Raw genomic sequence first — 20,631 nt, 5'->3', positions numbered from 1 at the left:
ATTATTTAGATACTATTTCAAATGTATCTCTTGCTATTGCTAATTCTTCATTTGTTTGGATTTTGAAGATTTTAACTTTAGAATCTGCTGCTGATAAATCAACAGTTCCTTTTTTTCTAACTGAGTTTACTTCGTGGTTTAATTTAACTCCCATGAATTCTAATCCTTCAACTACACCAGCTCTTACACCTGCTGCATTTTCTCCGATTCCTCCAGTGAAGCATATTGCATCTAATCCACCTAATTGAGCAGCATAGTTTCCTACATAAGCTCTAATTTTATAGATGAACATTTGTTCTGCAAGTATTGCTCTTTCGTCTCCTTCAGCAACTCCATTTTCCATGTCTCTGCAGTCAGAAGATTTTCCATAAACTCCTAAAATTCCTGATTGTTTATTTAATCTTGCATCCATTTCTTTATCAGAAAGGTTTCTTTTTCCTTTGATGAATAGAACTGCTGCTGGGTCGATGTCTCCACATCTAGTTCCCATCATTACACCTTGTAATGGAGTAAGTCCCATAGACGTATCTATACATTTTCCATCTTTAACAGCTGATATAGATGCTCCATTTCCTAAGTGGCAAACGATTATTTTTGAATGTTCTGGATTTCCTAATGCTTTTATACATTCTTCAGAAACAAATTTGTGAGATGTTCCGTGGAATCCATATTTTCTTACTTTTAATTCTTTATAATCCTCATATGGTAATGCGTACATAAATGCTTTTGCTGGCATTGTTTGGTGGAAAGCTGTGTCGAATACACCAACGTTAGGTTTTCCTGGCATAAGTTCCATACAAGTTTCAATTCCCATTAAGTTAGCTGGGTTGTGAAGTGGTGCTAACTCATTGTTTGCTTCTATTCCTTTTAATACTTCTGGAGTTAATAAAACAGATTTAGCGAATTCTTCTCCACCGTGAACAACTCTGTGTCCGATAGCGTCAACTTCGTCAACTGATGCTACAACTCCGATTTCTTTGTCAGTTAAAGTGTTTATAAGTAAAGTTAATGCTTCTTTATGTGTAGGCATTGGACTTAAGAATTCTTTTTCGAAATCTTTAGCTGGTACTTCATATTCCATTCTAGAACCTTCGATACCTATTCTTTCACATAATCCTTTTGCAAAAACTTCTCCATTTTCAGGATTTAATAATTGATATTTTAATGATGAACTTCCACAGTTTATTACTAATACTTTCATTAATACACTCCTCAATAATATTTTTTTATGGATTTCTTATCTTTTTTTATCTTTTATTAAGTTAATTGATTATTCTACTCCACACATAGCACAAGCTTGAGCTGAAGTTACAGCTGTTAATACTACGATGTCTTCTGCAGAACATCCTCTTGATAAGTCATTGATAGGTGAAGCTAGACCTTGAATGATTGGTCCGTAAGCATTAGCTCCTGCTAATCTTTGAACTAATTTGTATCCGATATTTCCAGCTGCTAGAGTTGGGAATATTAATACGTTAGCGTTTCCAGATACGTCAGATAATGGAGCTTTGATTTCTCCTATTGATTTAACTATAGCTGCGTCAGCTTGTAATTCATCGTCAAATCTGAATCCAACTTTTCTTTCTCTTAAGATAGCTCCTGCATTTTTAACTAAGTCTACACACTCATGGTTTGCAGATCCTTTAGTTGAGAATGTTAAAAGTGCTACTCTAGGGTTGATACCTGCGATTGTTTCAGCTGTTTCAGCTGCTGAAGTAGCGATATCTGCTAATTGTTCAGAAGTTGGTCTTGGAATTACTGAACAGTCTCCAAATAATAATACGCTTCCGAATAAATCTTGTTTTTGAGTTAATTCCATTACGAATACAGAAGAAACTGTTTTTACTCCTGGTTTAGTTCCTATAACTTGGATTCCAGCTCTTAATACGTTAGCTGTTGGAGATAAAGATCCTGATACCATTCCGTCAGCATCTCCCATTTTTACAAGCATAGCTCCTAAAAAGTTTACATCTGTTGTTAATATTTCTTTAGCTTTTTCAAAAGTCATTCCTTTTTTAGCTCTCATTTCAGCGAATTTATGAGCATATTCGTCCATTCTTTCGAAGTTAGCTGGATCTACTATTTTAGCTCCTTCTAAAGAAATTTCATAAGCTTTAGCGTCTAAAGCTATTTTTTCTGGATTTCCAATTAATACCGGACGTGCTAATTTTTCTTTTAAAATTTCAGCTGTTGCTCTTAATACTCTTTCATCTGTTGCTTCTGGTAGAACGATTCTACTATAAGCTTGTAAAGCTCTTTTTCTTACTTTTCCTAAAAAACTCACTTTTAGTCCTCCTTAAGGTTCACTTTAACTTATTTTTGATATTTTACTGTTAAACAGTATTAAACACATCATAAAATCTTTCACATATATATTAACAAATTTTCCGACTATTTACAACATTTTTTTATTTTTTTGTTAACTATTATTGTAATTTCTAAAAAAATTTTTAATCAAATATTGCATCGATGTAGTCTTTTACATTAAACTCCCTTAGATCTTCGATTTTTTCTCCAACTCCAATGTACTTTATAGGTTTTTTTATCTCTTCAGAAATACTGAAAACTATTCCACCTTTTGCAGTACCATCAAGTTTTGTAACGATAAATCCAGTTAGTTTTGTAACTTCGTTAAATATTTTTGCCTGTGAAAGTCCGTTTTGACCAGTAGTTCCGTCTATTACTAAGATAGACTCATATCTAGTATGTCCTAATTTCTTTTGAATTATGTTATTGATTTTTTCTAGCTCTTTCATAAGATTGCTTTTGTTATGTAATCTTCCAGCAGTATCTATTATTAGTAGATCAGCTTTCTTATCTTGAGCTACTTGGATAGCGTCAAATACAACTGCTCCTGGATCACTTCCCTGTTCTTTCTTTACTATTTCTACTCCTGCTCTTTGTCCCCATTCTTCAAGCTGTTCGATTGCAGCAGCTCTGAATGTATCTGCAGCTCCAACTATAACTTTTTTTCCTTGAGATTTGTATTTTTTGGCTAATTTTCCAATAGTAGTTGTTTTTCCAACACCATTTACCCCAACAACTAAGATTACATTTAACTCTCCATCAACTATATCAAGTTCATTCCCTTCTGTAATTAAGAATTTTGTCATTACATCTTTTAAAACTTCATATATATCTTCTGGATTAGTTATTCCTCTTTTTCCAACTTCTTTTTCTAAAGCACTAACAATTTTTACAGTCATATCAAATCCAATATCAGATTGGATTAAAAGTTCCTCTAATTCTTCATAAAGGTCTGCATCAATAGTAGTTCTTCCAGAAAAGATGTTTTTTATCTTTTTGAAAAGTCCCTCTCTAGTTCTAAATAGTTTTTCTTTTAGACTTGTAAAGAAACCTTTCTTCTCAGTTGCTTCCACTTCTTTTTTCGGTGCTTCAATAACTTCTACTCTTTCTTGAATATTCTCTTTAACTAAAGAATTTCCTTCTTTCTCGTCAGATTTTTTTTCTTCATCTATATTAATTTCTTCTTTAGTTACTACTTCTGGTGTAGGCTCTGGTTGAACAACAACCTTCTCCTCTTCAACTAAAACTTCTTCTTTAATTTGAGATTCTTCAGAAACTTTTTCAACTACCTCTTCTTTTTGCTCAATTATCTCTTCTTTTTCCTCTTTCTTTTTTCTACCAAAAAGTTTATCAAAAAATCCCATCTTTCCTCCTAAAACATTTATACTAATTACTTCTTTCTCTTTCCATTATCTTATCATAAAATTCACATTTTTTCAATATATAGTGGTTTCTCCAATAATTAAATTGCAAAAATTTTTTTTCTATTATAAAATGTAAGAAAATTATATTTTATTTTTAAATTTATGAAAGGATAAAAATGAGTGCAAAACATTTAGAAATTTTAATAGATGAATTTAATAAACTTCCCGGGATTGGAAGAAAATCGGCTACACGTCTTGCTTTTTATATAATGAACTCCGATGAAAAAACTGTTGAAGATTTTGCCAAAGCTCTAAAAGATTGCAAAACTCTTGTAAAAAAATGTAAAGTATGTGGAAACTTTAGTGAAAATGATACTTGTGATATTTGTGATGATAATACAAGGGATCACAAAACTATCTGTGTGGTGGAAGATTCAAGAGATATTATAAATCTTGAAAAAACTGGAAAATTTAACGGAGTTTATCATATATTAAATGGAAAAATTGCTCCTCTTGATGGAGTTACACCAGATAAACTTAATATAAAATCTCTTTTGGAGAGAATTACAACTGATGATATAAAAGAAGTTATTTTTGCTCTAAGTTCTGATTTAGAGGGAGAAACTACTGTTTTATATCTTACAAAACTTTTAAAACCTTTTGGAGTTACTGTATCAAAACTTGCTAGCGGTATTCCTATGGGAGGAAATATTGAGTACGCCGATAATGCCACTATAGCAAAAGCTCTTGAGGGTAGAGAAATTTTATAATCAATAATCATAATATAGAAAAAAGGCTCGGAAATTCCGAGCCTTAAAAATTTATAAACTATTTTTTGATTCTTTCAACATATTCGTCAGTTCTAGTGTCTATTTTAATCCATTCACCTTGTTCAACGAATAAAGGAACTTGTACTTCAAATCCAGTGTTTAATTTAGCTGGTTTTAATACTTTACCAGTAGTATCTCCTCTTAATCCTGGTTCTGTGTATTCGATTTGTCTTTCAACAAATGTAGGTAATTCTACTGCAACTGGAGTAGATTCGTAGTAAACAACTTCAACTTCCATTTCTTCTTCTAAGTAGTTTAAAGCGTTTCCTAAATCTTCAGCTGATAATTCGATTTGATCCCAAGTTTCTGGGTTAGAGAAGATATAGTTAGTTCCATCGTTGTAAGAATAGATACATTTAACTTTATCTAATCTGATATCGTCCATTTTTTCGTCAGCTTTTAAAACAGTATCCACGATGTTTCCAGCTATTAAGTTTTTCATTTTTAATTTCATTACCGCAGCATTTCTTCCAGATTTGTTGTACTCTGCCTTTAATACGATAAATGGATCATTTCCTATTTTGATAGTTGATCCTTGTCTTAATTCTTGAGCAAATTTCATTTTGTCCCCCTTTAAATTTCTTTTATATATTTATATAATTTTTTTGTTAAATTGCAGTTGTTTATTAAAAACTCACTGTATTCTTTGCAAACTTTATTTATAATATCAAACTTCTCAAAGAAAACTCTATAATCCTCTTTCCCTTTTTCAAAAGAATTCGAACTTCTATCATTATAATCTTCCAAAAGTTTAAAATATTTTTTTATAACTTGTCTTTCTTCATTATTTAGAGTAACACTTTCTAAAAATCTATCTAAGAAAGCTCTAAGTTTTGTCATATGAACTTTATCATCTTGAAGATATATATGCCACAAGAAAGGTTTACCTACTGTTATTGCTCTAACTATTGAGTCTTCTCCTCTCGTAAAGTTAAAATCCACAGCTGGTATAATCCTGTCATATTCTTCTTGTGAAAAGAATTTGGCATTATACAGATATATTTTATCATATTTCTTAAAATTTATATAGTCCCCTGATGAATTTTTTTCAAAAAATTTTTTAAAACTATTTTGAGTTTTCTCTCCCATAAGAATAAGAACTGTTTCTTTTTCTTGTTGATTTAAAGTATCCAAAAGATTTTCAAAATTTTTCTCATATGAAAATACTGTTCCAACTAGTTTTCCTTCAAAATCTATATCAGAAAAATATTCTTTTAAAACCTCATCTCTATGATTTAAACCATATTCTTTATTTTTTAAAAATTCAGAATCTATTAAGACCCCACCACTTTTTTTAGAAAATCCTGGCATATAGAAAATCTTTTTTAAAGTTTTAGAGTTTATCAAAGACTGGTTAAGATGAAAATCTTCTACCCATTTTTCTCCTGAAAGATATTCAAGATTTATCCAAAGTTTTGATTTCTCTTTTGCCTCGTCTACATACTCGTCAAAGATATTGCAACCAAAAGCCTCAATCATTATATCAGAAACTCCAAACTGAGAAAAGTTTTTTTTGAAAAAATCTTCATATATATATGTTACTCCGTTAATATCTTGGATATTTACTTTTTCTGCCTCTTTATTTATTTTTACAAGTTCATCAAGTTTGTTAAGAATAACTCTTATTCTTGCATCACTGTATAATATTTTCATCTCTTTGGCAAAACGGTAAACTACTCCAATATCTCCAAAGTTATCTATTACATCACAAAAAATATCTATACTATTTGGTGTCATTTTCTACCCTCTTTAAATATGATTTTCTTGCTTTTCTCATCCAATGATTTGTAAATATCATTGCTCTACCTACTGCTACCATATCCAAAAGATTATTTTCTACAAGATAGCTCACTTGTTCCTCTGTCCTTATATTTCTCACTCCGATAACAGGTATATGAAGATGTTTTTTTATCTCTACCCCCATATATATTACCCAATCAAGATTAAAATCTTTTTCTTCTGGATAATTTTCTGGAAAATTATCTATTTTGGCAGCTTGTCTAAATCTCTCTTCTGGTATTCCACTTGAAATATGAATTAAATCTAATCCCAAACTTTCAAGATATTTTGCTATCTCAGTGCTATCCTCTATTGTTGGCTCATTTCCTCCAAGTCTGTACCCAAGAATAAAATTATCATCGAAAAGATACTTAGTCCTTTCAATCAAAGTTTTATTGAAATACATTCTTCTTTGAAAATCTCCACCATATTTATCATCTCTTGTGTTCCAAAGTCTTGAGTTAAGCTGTGATAAAAGATAAGTGTGAGCCCCGTGGATTTCTATTCCGTCAAAACCTGCTTTTTTAGCTCTTACAAAAGCCTCAACAAATTTTTCCAAAATATCATCAAGGATTTTTTCATCAACATCTTTTATATTTTTTCCAAAACCAGCGTGATGAATTTGAATAAGCATAGGGATTTTATATTTTTTACCAATTTCGGCTATTTTGCTAAGTCCTTCTATAAAAGAATCGTCCCAAATACCAAGTTGATTATCTCTAAGTTTTCCGTCAGAACTTACACAGGTAGCCTCAACTATTATCATTCCTACACCATCTTGGGCGATACTTTCGTACCACTTAAGAAGTTTTTCTGTTACATATCCGTCATCTTCTATCATAGAAAATCTTACAAGAGGTGGAAGAACAACTCTATTTTTAATCTCTATATTTTTTATTTTTAAAGGTGTTAGTATATTTACCATAATTCCTCTTCAAATTTTATATTTTTCATAGGTTTATATGATACCATTATTTTTAAATATCATCAAGATTTTTTTTATTTTTGACAAAATATATTTTGTTTTTTTTATTCTTTATGTTATAATAGAGCGAATGATTAAATTTTTATTAGGAGGAAAATTATAAATGATTTCTACAAGTAATCTAACAATGAGATTTCCAGACAAGAAACTTTTTGAAGATGTTAACATAAAATTCACACCTGGAAATTGCTACGGATTAATTGGAGCTAACGGTGCTGGTAAATCTACTTTTGTTAAAATTCTTTCTGGAGTAATCACTCCAACTGAGGGAGAAGTTATCTTAGACAAAAATAAAAGAATGGCTGTTTTATCTCAAAACCACTTTGCTTTTGAAGATTCAAAAGTTTTAGATGTTGTTCTTATGGGACATAAAAGATTATGGGATATTATAGTTGAGAAAAACGCTATCTATGCAAAAGAAGATTTTACTGAAGAAGATGGAATGAGAGCTGCTGACCTTGAAGGAGAGTTTGCAGAATTAAATGGTTGGGACGCTGAATCAGAGGCTGCTACTTTACTTACTGGACTTGGAATAAAAGCTAATCTTCACGAATCTTATATGAGAGATTTAGAAGAACCTTTAAAAGTTAAAGTTTTACTTGCTCAAGCATTATTTGGACACCCAGATGTATTACTTCTTGACGAGCCTACTAACGGACTTGATATTAAAGCTGTGGCTTGGTTAGAAAATTTCTTAATGGATTTAGATGATACTACCGTTATAGTTGTATCTCACGATAGACACTTCTTAAATAAAGTTTGTACTCACATTGCTGATATAGACTATGGAAAAATTAAAATGTTCGTTGGAAACTATGATTTCTGGTATGAATCAAGCCAACTTATGTTAAGTTTAATAGCTAACAAAAACAAAAAACTTGAACAAAAAAGACAAGAACTTCAAGAATTTATTGCTAGATTCTCTGCTAACGCTGCAAAATCTAAACAAGCTACTTCAAGAAAGAAACAACTTGAAAAATTACAACTTGAAGATATGCAAGTATCAAATAGAAAATATCCATTTATCGAGTTTAAACCAGATAGAGAAGCTGGAAACAATATGTTAAAAGTTGAAAATCTTTCTAAATCAATAAATGGTGTTGAAATTTTCAAAAATCTTTCTTTCACAATCAACACTGGAGATAAAGTAGTTATTATATCTGACAATGATATATTAAAAACAACTCTTTTATCAGTTTTAGCTGGAGATTTAGAACCAGATACTGGAAGTGTTACTTGGGGAGTTACAGTAACTCACGCTTATATGCCAAAAGATAACTCTGCTTTCTTCGAGGGAGTAGATTTAGACCTTGTTGAATGGTTAAGACCATACTCACCTGATCAACACGATTCTTATGTAAGAGGATTCTTAGGAAGAATGTTATTCACTGGAGAAGAATCTTTAAAGAAAGCTAAAGTTTTATCAGGGGGAGAAAAAGTAAGATGTATGTTATCAAGAATGATGATGTCTGGAGCAAACGCTTTATTATTTGATAACCCAACAGACCACTTAGACCTTGAATCAATTACATCTCTAAACAAAGCTTTAATAAAATTCCCTGGAACAATAGTTTTTGCTGGACACGACCACGAATTTATTCAAACTGTTGCTAATAGAATTATAGAAATATTACCAGATGGAACTATAGTTGACAAACTAATGAGCTATGACGACTATATCCAAATGAAAATAGAACAAGAAGAAGCATAATTTATCTGCACCCATTCTTTAGAGAGTTGGGTGCTTTTTTTATAAAAATATTCTATTGATTTTTTTTAATTTATATTATAAAATTTAAGAAAATGCTAAAAAGAGGAATTATGAATCAGACTATCTTAACATTATTACAATCAATAGAAAAAAACTTTGAAATCTCAGATTATGGAAAGGAATGTTGTATTATCTGTGGTACTAACAAAAATATCACAAAAGAACATCTTTTACCTAAATGGGTTTTTGAAAATGATGTAAAAAAATCTTTTTTTATATCTCCAGAGGATACTCTGTATTCTTATCGTCTTTCTTATCTTCCATGTTGCAAGACTTGTAACTCCTCTGTACTTGGAAATTTTGAACACCATATAAGAGAGATTTTAAAAAAAGAAAACAAAAATTTTACTATCTCTGAAAAAGAGGATATTATATTTTGGATAAAATATCTAGATTTTAAGTTTAAGATTTTTGGAGTGGAAAAAGCTTGCCATAGAAATACTAAGTCAAAATCAAATATTGGACTTTGGGATAAACCGAAAAATAATCCTAAAAATTTCTTTTATGATTTATTTGATTTGCCTGCAACTACAAATTCACTTATAATATCAGAACCTAAACAAAAAAACTTTGATTTTTTCTATTGGAAAGACCATTATTTTTCAATAACTCTTCCTCAATGTAATGTTAGCATTATTTATTTTTTTACAAATAAAATAGAAAATATTGAAGAATTTTGTAATATATTTTAAAAAAACCTGACCTACGTTATGTAAGTCAGGCTATTTTTATATTATAGAGCATTTATTTCTTTAACAACTTTTTCTATTGCTTCAAAAGCATCTTCAGGAAGTCTATCTCTTCCACCTTTAAATGTTTCTCTTGATTTTACAAATTCAAGTCTATCTTTCATTCTATTTTTTAGAGCATCTAGATATTCTGGATCTTCTAAATTAGGTACAAATCCTTCCCACTCAAGAATTTCTATATCAGAGAATGGTCCCCAAGGTTTAAATTCTGCTTCTCTATCAACTATTTTTTCAAGTATTCCTAGAGTATCTTTAGGTTGAACTTTTTTACCCATAAATTCTCCAGTATTTAAAATATAACACTCAACATTTTTATCTCCAACTAATTTTTTAAATTTATTATAGTCATCTGATAGTGGATGAGTTCTAAATGGGTTTGCATATGGTTCTACTACTAGAGCGTTAGGGTCAACTCCGTGAGCAAGTCTTTCAGCACTACTTCTCTTAGTAGCAAGAGTAGCTCCCATAACTGATGCAAGAGATGCTCCTTTTAATTTTACTACTGGTGGAAGTGTTGGGTCTTTCATCAACCAGAATATTGCATTTACTGGTTCTTCTATTTTATCTACACGGTTAGGTGACCAAAGTTTAGATTTAATAGCTCTTCCATTTCCGTTACGTATATCTTCAGTAACTATTACAACTTTTCCATTTTCATCTAAAGTTGCAGAACAGTTTTGAACTGTTAATAGATATTTATTGTCAGGACTTCCTGCTGGATAGTCATTTGTTTTATCAAAATATGTTGGCTCTAAAGCTATTGATGAACAAGTTTCTGTATTTATAATAAAAGCATCATCATGAAGAATTGTTACATCATATTTTCCATTATGTTTTGCATGAGTTAATGTAGATTTTCCTGTTCCAGATAATCCAAAGAATGATGCTACATAATTTCTTCCATCTTTTAATGTATATTTCTTTTGTCCACCATGACAAGATACATATCCTTGACGGTTAGCAATAGCCCAAGCTAAAGTTAAAGTTCCTTTTTTAAATTCTCCGAAATATTTCATTCCTAAGATTGCAGCACAGTTATTTTCTGGATCAAAATATGTTAAATATTCTGGGTCAGCTGCTTCTACATATCTAGTTCCTTTCCAGAATGGATCTGAGAAAATATAGATGTCAGATTCTTTTGGAAGAACTCTTGAATTTTTATACATTTTTAAATATTCTATTGATAAATATTGGAAGTTCAACATCCAAGAATACATGATATTTTCGTCTCCTTCAGGAATTAAAAGGTGAGCTTTTACCATAAATTCTGGGTTAAGTCCAATATAAACTTCTGCATGATAAAGTTTTTTGAATCTTGTATAATAAACAGCATTCATCAAAGTTTTATCAAGTCTTGCTTTATCTATATCTGGGTCTCCTACTATTCTTCTAGCAGCAGCGAAACGTCCTGTTATAGGTCCATCGTTGAATAGTAAAACTTTTGTATCTGGCTCTAATCCAAATTCTTCACCTTTATAAACAGGAATATCTGTAACTATTGTTCCCGGTGAAGCTTTAGCTAGTTTGTATGCTTCTTTTAATGTTGTAACTTTTGTTACGTTGTTTCCATAAAAAGCAGCTTCAATTATAGAACGTGTTCTTGAAAATCCAGGTTTATTAGCCCCTATTTCTTCTGTTTTGTAATAAGTTTTTGTAGCCATAGTGTAACCTCCTCAACGCTTTCCATTTTTTAGAAATTTAGAATAATTAATAATCGTTTTTTGATTAAAAAATAATATTTTTTATCAACAAATTTATTATAGCAAATTTCTAAATTTTGTTCTAATATTTTTTATTTATTTTTTATATACTTTGCATAAAAAATAATTATTGGTCGTGGTATATTTTTAGTCCACTCTACATTGTACCCCATAAAATAGACTTTGGCAATAGTTATTTTCATTATTTATTTGATATTCTTTAGATTTTGGTTTATAATAAAATATAAATCAGAAAGGTGAGGTATATATGAGAGAGATCCATTTTGAAGATATTTTAAAATTAAAAAACTATATTTTAATAGATGTTAGAAGTCCTAAAGAATTTAAAGAAGAACCAATCCCTGGAGCTATCAATATTCCATCTCTTCTTGATGACGAGAGAGCTGAAGTTGGTACTGCCTATGTAAGAGTTTCCAAAGAAAAAGCCAAGGAAATTGGAATTGAAAAAATTTCAAAAAGATTGCCTATAATATTCAAAGAAATTAATGAGCTTTCAAAACAATATGATAAACTTGTATTTTATTGTGCTAGAGGTGGTATGAGAAGTACGACTTTAGAGGTGCTTTTTAATAGTCTTGGATATAAAACTTTTAAACTTCAAGGTGGATATAAAGCATATAGACAATTTATTTTAAACACTATTGAAGAGAGAAATAAAGATATAAAATATATTGTTATCCACGGAAGAACAGGAGAGGGAAAAACCAAAATTCTTGAAAAATTACAAGAAAAAGGATACTCTGTTCTTAATCTTGAAAAAATGGCTGACCACAAAGGATCTTTCTTTGGAGCTTTATGTGAAGAGAGAAAACAAAGCCAAAAAAGATTTGATGGAGAAATTTTTGATGCTGTTATAAAAAATGAAAAAAAATATTTCTTAGTTGAAAGCGAAAGTAAAAGAATAGGAGATATTTATGTTCCTGAATGTATTTATGACTCTATTATTAATGGACTTCATATTTTTGTAAGTACAACTATGGAAAATAGAGTAAAAATAATAATGGAAGATTATTCTAATGCCTCTATTGAAAGTTTAGAAGAATGTCTTTTAAAAGTAGCTAGATATATAAGTAAAGAAAGATATAAAAGATATCATGCGATGCTTATGGAGGGAAAAATCGCTGAACTTAGTGAGGTTCTAATGAAAGAATATTACGACCCTCTTTACGATATCGGTATTGGAAAACATCAATATGACTTAAATATTCATTATGAAAATATTGATGAGGCTGTTGACAAAATCATAGAGTTTTTAAAAGAAAAAGAATTTGAAGAATAAAAAAGTTATTTAGTAAATAAAGGGGAAAAATATAATGAAAGAACTAAAAATATTGAAAAATAATGGAACTAAGTTGATTTATTTTTTTATAATCACTATTGGAATTTCTTTAACTTGCTTCGGGGGAATAAAACTAAGAAATTTTAACAAGCAAAAAATAGTATCTTTAGTTTCTAATAATGAATCTAAAAAACAACTAAAAAAAGAATATTTACAAAAAATATCATTTGATAAATCTTTAGAAAAGTTAAACAATTCTAAAAAAATAGAGATCTCTTCAAATGATATAATTGTTAATAAAGAATTAAATATTTCTTCTTTAAATGAAGTAGAAAAAAATATAATTAAGATTATTTACTTAAATAGAAAGCTAAATATAAATCTTTTAAAAAAAATATATTTAGAAAATTACTTTGAAAGCGACTATCAAGAACTTTTAAAGGATAATATCTTAAAAGAAGAATATAATGGAATTATTTATAAAAAAAATATAGTGTCTGCTAATGAATTATTCTTTTTAATAATGTCATCAATATTTTGGGGAAGTATATTTATTAGACTAATAAAAGATAAGAAGAAAATAAATAATTTAAAAAATTTTAGAGATACTCTTGAAAATACAGAAGATTATGGTGAACTAAATGAAAAAATCGAAGGACTTCCAAATAATTCTATAATAAAAAAAGAATGGAGAAACTATATAGAAACACTTTATACTAAAGATGGAAAAAAATACGAAACCATAGATTCAGATAATTTTTTTAATTTTGATGTAATATATAAACAACAAATAAGTTATAAAGTATTTAATTATATGCCACAATTTTTAGTAGGACTTGGAATGTTAGGAACATTTTATGGCTTAACATCAGGATTATCTCAATTAGATTTAAGTAATGTGGAATCTATAGAAGTAGGAGTGGGAAGTTTATTAAGTGGAGTAAAAACAGCTTTTTATACAAGTTTATTTGGACTAAGTTATTCATTAGTACTTTCTAACTTTATAAATATTCATTTTAATGATATAGAAAAAACAATAACTATAATTAGAAGAAAGATAAATTCTTTGACAAAAAAAAGCATAAAAGAAGATTCGATAGATATAATTATAAAATCTTTAAACGATATAAAAGAGTCTAATAATGATATGGCAAAGGAATTATCAGGTCAAATAAATATTATGTCAGAAAATTTAAATAAAAATATTTCTGATTATTCCTCTAATGTAGGAACTAAAATAGCTAATCAAATAGAAACCATGGCTAAAGAGATAAGTACAAATATTTCAGACTTTTCAAATAGTGTTGGCACTAATTTTAAAACTGAACTTTCTCAATCTTTAGAAAAAATTTTTAATGAAGAACTAATTGCAAACATAAACGATTCTTTAGGACAAATATCTGTAATTTTTTCTGATAATTCTTTAAAAATGAAAGAATTTAAAGAAGAAATAACTATTTCGATAGAAAAACTTTCAGAGTTAAAAATATCCTATTTAGATATTCTTAAAGAAACTTCAGAGTTAAAAGAAAATTTTGCTGAAACAATAGAAAAAATTAACAGTGATTTTAAAAAAGTAATAATAGAAGTTGATAAAGTAAGCACAAAATATGTTGAAACAAGCAATCAATTAACTGAAATGTTAGATGAATTAGTATCTGTTCAAAACAATAATGTAAAAATTTTAGAAGAAAATAAAAATGTTATGAATGTAGCTACAACCCTTTTAGAAAATTCAAAAGAGTTATTCTACGCAGAAAAAGAAGTTCAAGAATTATGGTCTAATTATGAAGAGACATTTAAAGGAATTAATGAAAAGTTATCTACGAATTTAGATCAATATCAAGAAAAATTATCAGAAAGCTTAGAAAAATATAAAGAAAATTTAAAAGAAACATCTATTGAATTAAGAAGTATATTAAAACAAAGCTCTGATGAATATAATATTTTCATAAAAAATCAAACTGTAGATTATACAAAAGAAATTAAAAATGGATTAGTAGATTTATTTACAGATTACGATAAAAATCTTTCTATTGCCATAGGAAGTTTTAATTCAGCATTACAAACTTTTGATGAAAAGATAATTAAATTTTCAGAAGTTATAATAGAAACAAAAGAAATGACTGAAAATCAAGTTGATATTTTAAAAATAGAAAATAAATTAATAGAAGAAAAAATAGAAACTTTTGATAAGAAATTAGAAGCACTAAAAGAAAACACTATCTCAAAAGAAAGAGAGGAAAAATAATAAATGAAATATAAATATAGAGAAAATGATGAAGAAAAATTTAATTACTGGCTCTCTATTGGAGATTTAATGTCAGGAACATTAATAATATTTATATTTTTATTTATTCTACAAATTTTAAATGTAAATAAAAAATTAGCAGAAAAAGAAGAGCTTATAAATAATTTGGGAAATTTAGAAAAAAAAGTTCAAGAATTAAAATACAAAAGTGATAGTTTGGAAAAAGTACTTGGAATAAAACAAACTATAATAACTCTTATTATAGAAAAATTTAAAAATGAAAATTTAAAAATAGATATAGATAATAAAACTGGAAATATAAAGTTAGATGATAAAATTCTTTTTAATCTAGGAAGTGCTGAATTAAAACCAGAAGGAAAAGAGTTTTTAAAAGAATTTATTCCAAGATATGTTGAAGTTTTTTTAGGAGATAGAAATATAAGAAAATATGTTACTCAAATAGTAATAGAAGGACATACTGATGATATAGGAACATATTTATATAATTTAGATTTATCTCAAAAGCGTGCTTCAAATGTTGTTAAATTTATATACAGTGATGAAATGCCGGAATTTAAATGGAAAGAAGAATTAAAAAAAATAATTACAGCTAATGGTAGAAGTGAGGTTTTACCAATAAAAAATTCTAACGGAAGCATCAATAGAAGTAAAAGTAGAAGAGTAGAATTTCAGTTTAGATTAGATGACGAAAAAGCTAATGAGGAAATTAGAAATATTTTAAAAAATGGTGTAAAATCTTATGAAGTTAATAAAATTAAATCTTGATATTTATAAATGTAAAGAACTTAAAAAAACTGTAGAAAATATCGAATTAGAATGGGGAGAAAAAAAATCTAAAATAAGTGATTTTGAATTAAGATATATAATAGAAAATTTACTAAACAAATCTCTAATAAAAACGAATGATATTTTAAAAATTTTTTATAATATTGGACAAGTAAAAATTATTTTGAAAGAAAAATATAGTCTAAGTATAGAGGAGTTTTTAAAAAGATTAGAATACACATTAGAAAATGAATCTATTAAAAATGACTTCTTTAATTTAGACATTTTTTATGATTCTGTTATAATATTTTATAAAAGCTCTGAAATTCAAAATATAATTTTTTCTATATCTGATAAAATTAATAAATTAAAAGATGTAACTTATTCTAAAAAGACAAAATTATTTTTAGAAATGAAACAAAATAATGAAAAGGTTGTTTCATTTTTAAGTGGAAAATTTTTAAAAGATATGGATAAATATCTTTCTAACTTATTAGAATATGAATTAGAATATTATATCGATAAAAAATCTGAATTATTTTATGATATTATTGAAAATATTATAAGAAATTATATAGAAATAATTGTTATAAAGAAGAGTAAAAAAACAAATGAAGTTATAAAAGAAAATTTTAAAAGAAAAATAACAAATTACTCGGATAAAATAGAACTATACAAAAAAATACTAAATGCCTATTTCAAACATGGAAACTTCAACGAAAATACGAATATGTGGTTTTATGAAATATTAGATGTAGTCGGAGATATTCAGAAAAAAAATAATTCCTGGCTATTTTTTAATGAAAATGAAAAAAATATTTTTTCTAAGTGGTTTTTCCAAGAAAAATTGGACGAATTTTTTGGCAAAGAAATTAAAGATCCTGAAAGAGCCATTTTTTGGAAAAGTTATGCATATTGTTTAAAAAATATAGATTATTATGAAAAGTTAGCTCAAGCTATAGTAATGGAATTTGAAAATCATACTGTTATCGAATTTGGAAAAAAAGGAAATGCAACTTATGTTTATCCTAAAAAAAATGTAAATTCACTAATAATAAGAAGTTGGTATAATAATAATTCTATTATAATTGTAAAAGAAAGGTTAAAAAATTGGAAAAACGCAATTCCATTAAAACAATTCAATATAAGTAACGGATGGAATCATTCTTCAAATTGGCAAACAGTTTTTAAATATAGGTTGTCAGAATTAGGATATAGGGCAGAAGGGAGAATATGGACATGGCGTTAAAGAATATTTTTTCTAAAATTTTTAAAAATACAAAAGAAATAAAATATGAGTTTAAAAAAAAATATGAGGATGATTATATTCTTATAGAAATCTTTAAAAACAATAAAAAGTGTTCAATAAGTAATTTTAGTCAAAAAGAGTATGAATATTTATTAAATACAGATGTTTTTGCAATTAGTAAAGAAGAAAATTATTTAAAACTGCCCTATGAAAATATTTACCAGTTAGATGAAGAAAGTTTAAATTTTTTTGGTTTTCCTCAATATTTTTACGGAATATTAAAAATAGAAAATGACTCGTATTTTTTAAATAAATCTGGTTTAAAATATAATATTCTATTTATTGATGGAGAAAATAAATATAGATATGAAAAAAATAATATTATTTTAAGAGAAAAAGATGAAAAAAAATTTTTACTGCAAAAAGATGATTATGAATTAGTTAAAGATATAATAGAATATAATGAAAATAGTATTAAAAATACAATCCCTTTAGAACAATATAAGATAGTAAAAAAAATTAAAAACTTAGCAACAAAAAAGAGTATTATTTTAGGAAAAGAAATTGAAAAAATCGGTGAAATTAATCTTATAAATAATTTACAACTAGATTTTGAGGAAAAAGATCTAAATAATATGGAAATTATTCCTCTTTTAAAAACTGATTCTGAAAACTTTCAAGACCAAAAAATAATAGATGCTTTTAAAAAAGAATTTAAAAATAAAACAGGACTTAAAAAAAACTACACCATAAAAATAGATGACAAAGAACATCAAATAATTTTAAGCAATGAGCTTTTAGAAGCTCTAACAGTCGTAAAAGAAAATAATAACCTTATTTCTAAAAAAGATTTTTTAAAAAAAGAAAATTCTATTTTTTTAGATGAGAGAATGAACACAGAGGAATTAGAATATAATTACGGACCGAGAGTAAAAGGTTTAGGGTTTTTAAATTATAGAACTAACCCAACACAAAATAACGTTGACATTGATTGGTTTTCTTTTGAATTACCATATATAGATACAATAGATGGTGAACAAATAAAATTAAAGCCAAATGATAGGGAATATTTAGAAAAAAAATTAGAAGAAAGCAAAAAGATAAAAGACAAAGTTTTAATAGAATTTAATACTGAAGAGGGAAAAAGAAAATTATTACTTTCTGAAAAAGATTTACAAAATGAAATTTTAAAAATAAAGAATTCTTGTAAAGAAGTTATAGATTTTAAAAAAGCAAAAGATTTAAAAAATCTATTAGAGTTAATGGAAAAAACAAACGAAGAATATATAGAATACAAAGGTTTTTATGTAAAAAATGTAACTGATAAAGAATATTTAAAAGAAGTTATCAAAGAAAAAGAAGTTGAGGAACTTAATAAAAATTCAGAAGAAAAATTAAAGAAAAAAGTTCTACTTTTAAAAGATAATATAGATGAACTAGAACATATAGAAAAAGACAGTGCTCAGATCTGTAAATATAAATACATACAACCTAAAAATTTAAAAGAAAATATAAAATTGCTACCTTATCAGGAAGAAGGGGTAGCAATAATGCAAAATTTACACAAAAATAATAACATAAACGGTGTTTTATTATCAGATGATATGGGACTAGGAAAAACTCTTCAAATTTTAACTTTTTTATCTTGGATAAAAGAAAAAAATAATAATTTAAAGGCTTTAATAGTAGTACCGATTTCATTAATTAGAAACTGGTTTAATGAAAGCGAAAAAGAAAGTAATCAAGGAGAAATTCAAAGATTTTTTAAAAAAGAAACTTTTAGTGTTGAAATATTAAAAGGAAAACTGACTAAAGAAAAAAAAGAAAGAATAAATAACTCCAATATTCTTTTAACTTCATATGAAACTTTGAGAATAAATCATATTGAACTAGGAAAAAATAAATGGGATGTAATGATTTGTGATGAGGCACAAAAAATAAAAAACCCAAATACTCTTATAACAACCGCTATAAAGACCCAAAATGCGAATTTTAAAATTGCTTGTAGTGCTACCCCTATTGAGAATTCAATTTTGGATCTATGGTGTTTAGTTGACTTTTCAAATCCAGGTTTATTAGGTTCTTTAAAAGAATTTAAGAAAAAATATTTAACAAAAAATAAAGATGAAAATAAATTATCAGAAATAAATGATGAATTAAAATCTAAACTAGGAGAACACTTCATAAGAAGAACTAAAGATATTTTAAATCATCAAGGAAAATATTTTCCTAAAAAAATAATTATATACCATCATTTAAAATACTCTAAAAAACAAACTGAGTTATTAGAACAGTTCAATAAAATGAAATTGCAAGGAAATGCTGTCTTACCTCTAATTCAAAGAATGATAATGGTTTGTAGTCATCCAAAACTTGTTGAAAATAAAAATGAACTTAATGTAAGTAACTTAGAGTTAATAAATGAAAGCTTAAAACTAGAGAACACAAAAGAAATTTTGGATTTAGTCCAACAAAAAAATGAAAAAGCAATTATTTTTACCAAATATAAAAAAATGCAAAAAATATTATCTATAGTTATTAAAGAATGGTATGGATTTAATCCAAATATTATAAACGGAGAAGATTCTTCAGAAATAAGAAGAATGTTACTAGATAATTATAGAGAAAGTAAAGGATTTAATATTATTATTTTATCTCCAGAAGCCGCTGGTGTTGGATTAAATATAGTAGAAGCAAATCATATAATTCATTATACTAGACATTGGAATCCTGCGAAAGAAGAACAAGCAACAGATAGAGCTTATAGATTAGGACAAACAAAAGATGTTTTTGTTTACTATCCTCTGATTTCCTCTGATGAAACATATGGAAAATTAATATTTAATTCGGTAGATGAATGGATTGAATCAGAAAAATTTAATTTCACAAACACTAGCTCTCCTGAAGAAAAATTAAATAAAATTATCATAAAAAAGAAAAAATTATTGAGAGATTTCTTTTTAGCAGCTCCCATTGATATGGATGAAACAGATTTTAATGAATTTAAAGACAAAGATATCGCCCAAGAAAAAATTATCAATATCGAAACTTTAGATATCTTAGATTGGAATTTTTTAGAAGCTGCTGCGATAATTTTATTAGAAAAAAAATATAATAAAAAAGGATTTTTAACCAAAAAAACAGGTGACTTTGGAGTTGATGGTTTAATCCAATTGAGCGAAAATGATTTTATGGCTATTCAAGTAAAAAAAAGTAAAAATAAAATTGACAAATCAGCTTTAGAAGAAGTTTTATCTGGAAAAAATATTTATGAAAAAGAATTAAATATAAAGATAAAAAAAGTGGCTGTTGTTACAAATTCAGAAGTTTATAATTCTTTAAAAGAAAGAGAAAGTAATAATATAGAAATAATTGACAGAAAAATTTTGAGTTTATTACTAGAAAAATACCAAGTTACTTTTAATGAACTTCAAGAAAAATTAAAATAAAAAAACTCTCTTGACATTAATTAAATTCTATATGAGCCTGTGAAAAAGATTCTGTAAATTAAATAATACTAACTTTTAATAGCTTTCTATGATAAAATTAATATCATAGGA

At 27.1% G+C, this 20,631-nt stretch carries 15 protein-coding genes; 8 read left to right on the top strand and 7 right to left on the bottom strand.

The features are described from left to right. Position 1: 1 nt before the first annotated feature. The 3 genes from I6E15_RS06090 to ftsY all read right to left on the bottom strand — a co-directional run bounded on the left by I6E15_RS06090 (position 2) and on the right by ftsY (position 3,671). Positions 2-1,201, bottom strand: a complete 1,200-nt coding sequence (locus tag I6E15_RS06090) for an acetate/propionate family kinase (RefSeq protein ID WP_177161086.1) — start codon at positions 1,199-1,201, stop codon at positions 2-4. A 69-nt stretch (positions 1,202-1,270) separates the two neighbouring features. Then, positions 1,271-2,284, bottom strand: a complete 1,014-nt coding sequence (pta, locus tag I6E15_RS06085) for a phosphate acetyltransferase (RefSeq protein WP_235246974.1) — start codon at positions 2,282-2,284, stop codon at positions 1,271-1,273. A 166-nt stretch (positions 2,285-2,450) separates the two neighbouring features. Continuing rightward, positions 2,451-3,671 carry a signal recognition particle-docking protein FtsY gene (ftsY, locus tag I6E15_RS06080; RefSeq protein ID WP_235246973.1) on the bottom strand — a complete coding sequence of 407 codons (1,221 nt, stop codon included), beginning with the start codon at positions 3,669-3,671 and terminating at the stop codon, positions 2,451-2,453. A 176-nt stretch (positions 3,672-3,847) separates the two neighbouring features. On the opposite strand from ftsY, the gene recR reads away from it, so the two are divergent. Continuing rightward, entirely contained in the window at positions 3,848-4,441 is a 594-nt protein-coding gene (gene recR / locus I6E15_RS06075; protein WP_235246971.1) for a recombination mediator RecR, read from the top strand. A 58-nt stretch (positions 4,442-4,499) separates the two neighbouring features. Here the strand turns inward: recR and efp are convergent, their stop codons facing one another. The 3 genes from efp to I6E15_RS06060 are packed head-to-tail and all read right to left on the bottom strand — an operon-like array spanning position 4,500 to position 7,205. Continuing rightward, positions 4,500-5,063 carry an elongation factor P gene (gene efp / locus I6E15_RS06070; protein WP_177161081.1) on the bottom strand — a complete coding sequence of 188 codons (564 nt, stop codon included), beginning with the start codon at positions 5,061-5,063 and terminating at the stop codon, positions 4,500-4,502. An 11-nt stretch (positions 5,064-5,074) separates the two neighbouring features. After that, a complete protein-coding gene (gene earP, locus I6E15_RS06065; RefSeq protein WP_235246968.1) occupies positions 5,075-6,238 on the bottom strand; it encodes an elongation factor P maturation arginine rhamnosyltransferase EarP in 1,164 nt (387 codons plus the stop codon). Next, positions 6,225-7,205: an NADH:flavin oxidoreductase gene (locus tag I6E15_RS06060; RefSeq protein WP_177161079.1), complete on the bottom strand. Its 981-nt coding sequence runs from the start codon at positions 7,203-7,205 to the stop codon at positions 6,225-6,227. The genes earP and I6E15_RS06060 overlap by 14 nt, the downstream gene beginning before the upstream one ends. A gap of 163 nt (positions 7,206-7,368) precedes the next feature. On the opposite strand from I6E15_RS06060, the gene I6E15_RS06055 reads away from it, so the two are divergent. Together I6E15_RS06055 and I6E15_RS06050 are read left to right on the top strand one after the other, a co-directional pair. Further along, entirely contained in the window at positions 7,369-8,976 is a 1,608-nt protein-coding gene (locus tag I6E15_RS06055; protein ID WP_235246962.1) for an ABC-F family ATP-binding cassette domain-containing protein, read from the top strand. A gap of 110 nt (positions 8,977-9,086) precedes the next feature. Beyond that, positions 9,087-9,728: a hypothetical protein gene (locus I6E15_RS06050; RefSeq protein WP_235246953.1), complete on the top strand. Its 642-nt coding sequence runs from the start codon at positions 9,087-9,089 to the stop codon at positions 9,726-9,728. 41 nt (positions 9,729-9,769) lie between these two features. Here I6E15_RS06050 and I6E15_RS06045 read toward each other — a convergent pair whose 3' ends face one another. Further along, entirely contained in the window at positions 9,770-11,446 is a 1,677-nt protein-coding gene (locus I6E15_RS06045) for a phosphoenolpyruvate carboxykinase (ATP) (RefSeq protein ID WP_235246952.1), read from the bottom strand. Positions 11,447-11,753: 307 nt separating this feature from the next. On the opposite strand from I6E15_RS06045, the gene mnmH reads away from it, so the two are divergent. From mnmH to I6E15_RS06020, 5 genes are read left to right on the top strand one after another with little or no spacing between them, the layout of a single operon-like run. After that, positions 11,754-12,785 carry a tRNA 2-selenouridine(34) synthase MnmH gene (gene mnmH / locus I6E15_RS06040; RefSeq protein ID WP_235246951.1) on the top strand — a complete coding sequence of 344 codons (1,032 nt, stop codon included), beginning with the start codon at positions 11,754-11,756 and terminating at the stop codon, positions 12,783-12,785. A 34-nt stretch (positions 12,786-12,819) separates the two neighbouring features. Then, the gene (locus I6E15_RS06035) at positions 12,820-15,036 is read left to right on the top strand and encodes a hypothetical protein (protein ID WP_235246950.1); all 2,217 of its coding nucleotides are present in this window, start codon (positions 12,820-12,822) and stop codon (positions 15,034-15,036) included. A gap of 3 nt (positions 15,037-15,039) precedes the next feature. Continuing rightward, a complete protein-coding gene (locus I6E15_RS06030; protein WP_235246948.1) occupies positions 15,040-15,822 on the top strand; it encodes an OmpA family protein in 783 nt (260 codons plus the stop codon). Continuing rightward, positions 15,797-17,071 carry an EH signature domain-containing protein gene (locus I6E15_RS06025; RefSeq protein ID WP_235246946.1) on the top strand — a complete coding sequence of 425 codons (1,275 nt, stop codon included), beginning with the start codon at positions 15,797-15,799 and terminating at the stop codon, positions 17,069-17,071. Before I6E15_RS06030 ends, I6E15_RS06025 begins: the two co-directional genes overlap by 26 nt. After that, positions 17,056-20,520 carry an SNF2-related protein gene (locus tag I6E15_RS06020; protein ID WP_235246945.1) on the top strand — a complete coding sequence of 1,155 codons (3,465 nt, stop codon included), beginning with the start codon at positions 17,056-17,058 and terminating at the stop codon, positions 20,518-20,520. The genes I6E15_RS06025 and I6E15_RS06020 overlap by 16 nt, the downstream gene beginning before the upstream one ends. Positions 20,521-20,631 lie beyond the last annotated feature (111 nt).

The sequence above is a fragment of the Fusobacterium perfoetens genome (assembly GCF_021531475.1).
In the GTDB taxonomy this organism is placed as follows: domain Bacteria; phylum Fusobacteriota; class Fusobacteriia; order Fusobacteriales; family Fusobacteriaceae; genus Fusobacterium_B.
The sequence above is the reverse complement of the archived record's forward strand: the minus strand, read 5'-3'. Positions and strand labels throughout refer to the sequence as shown.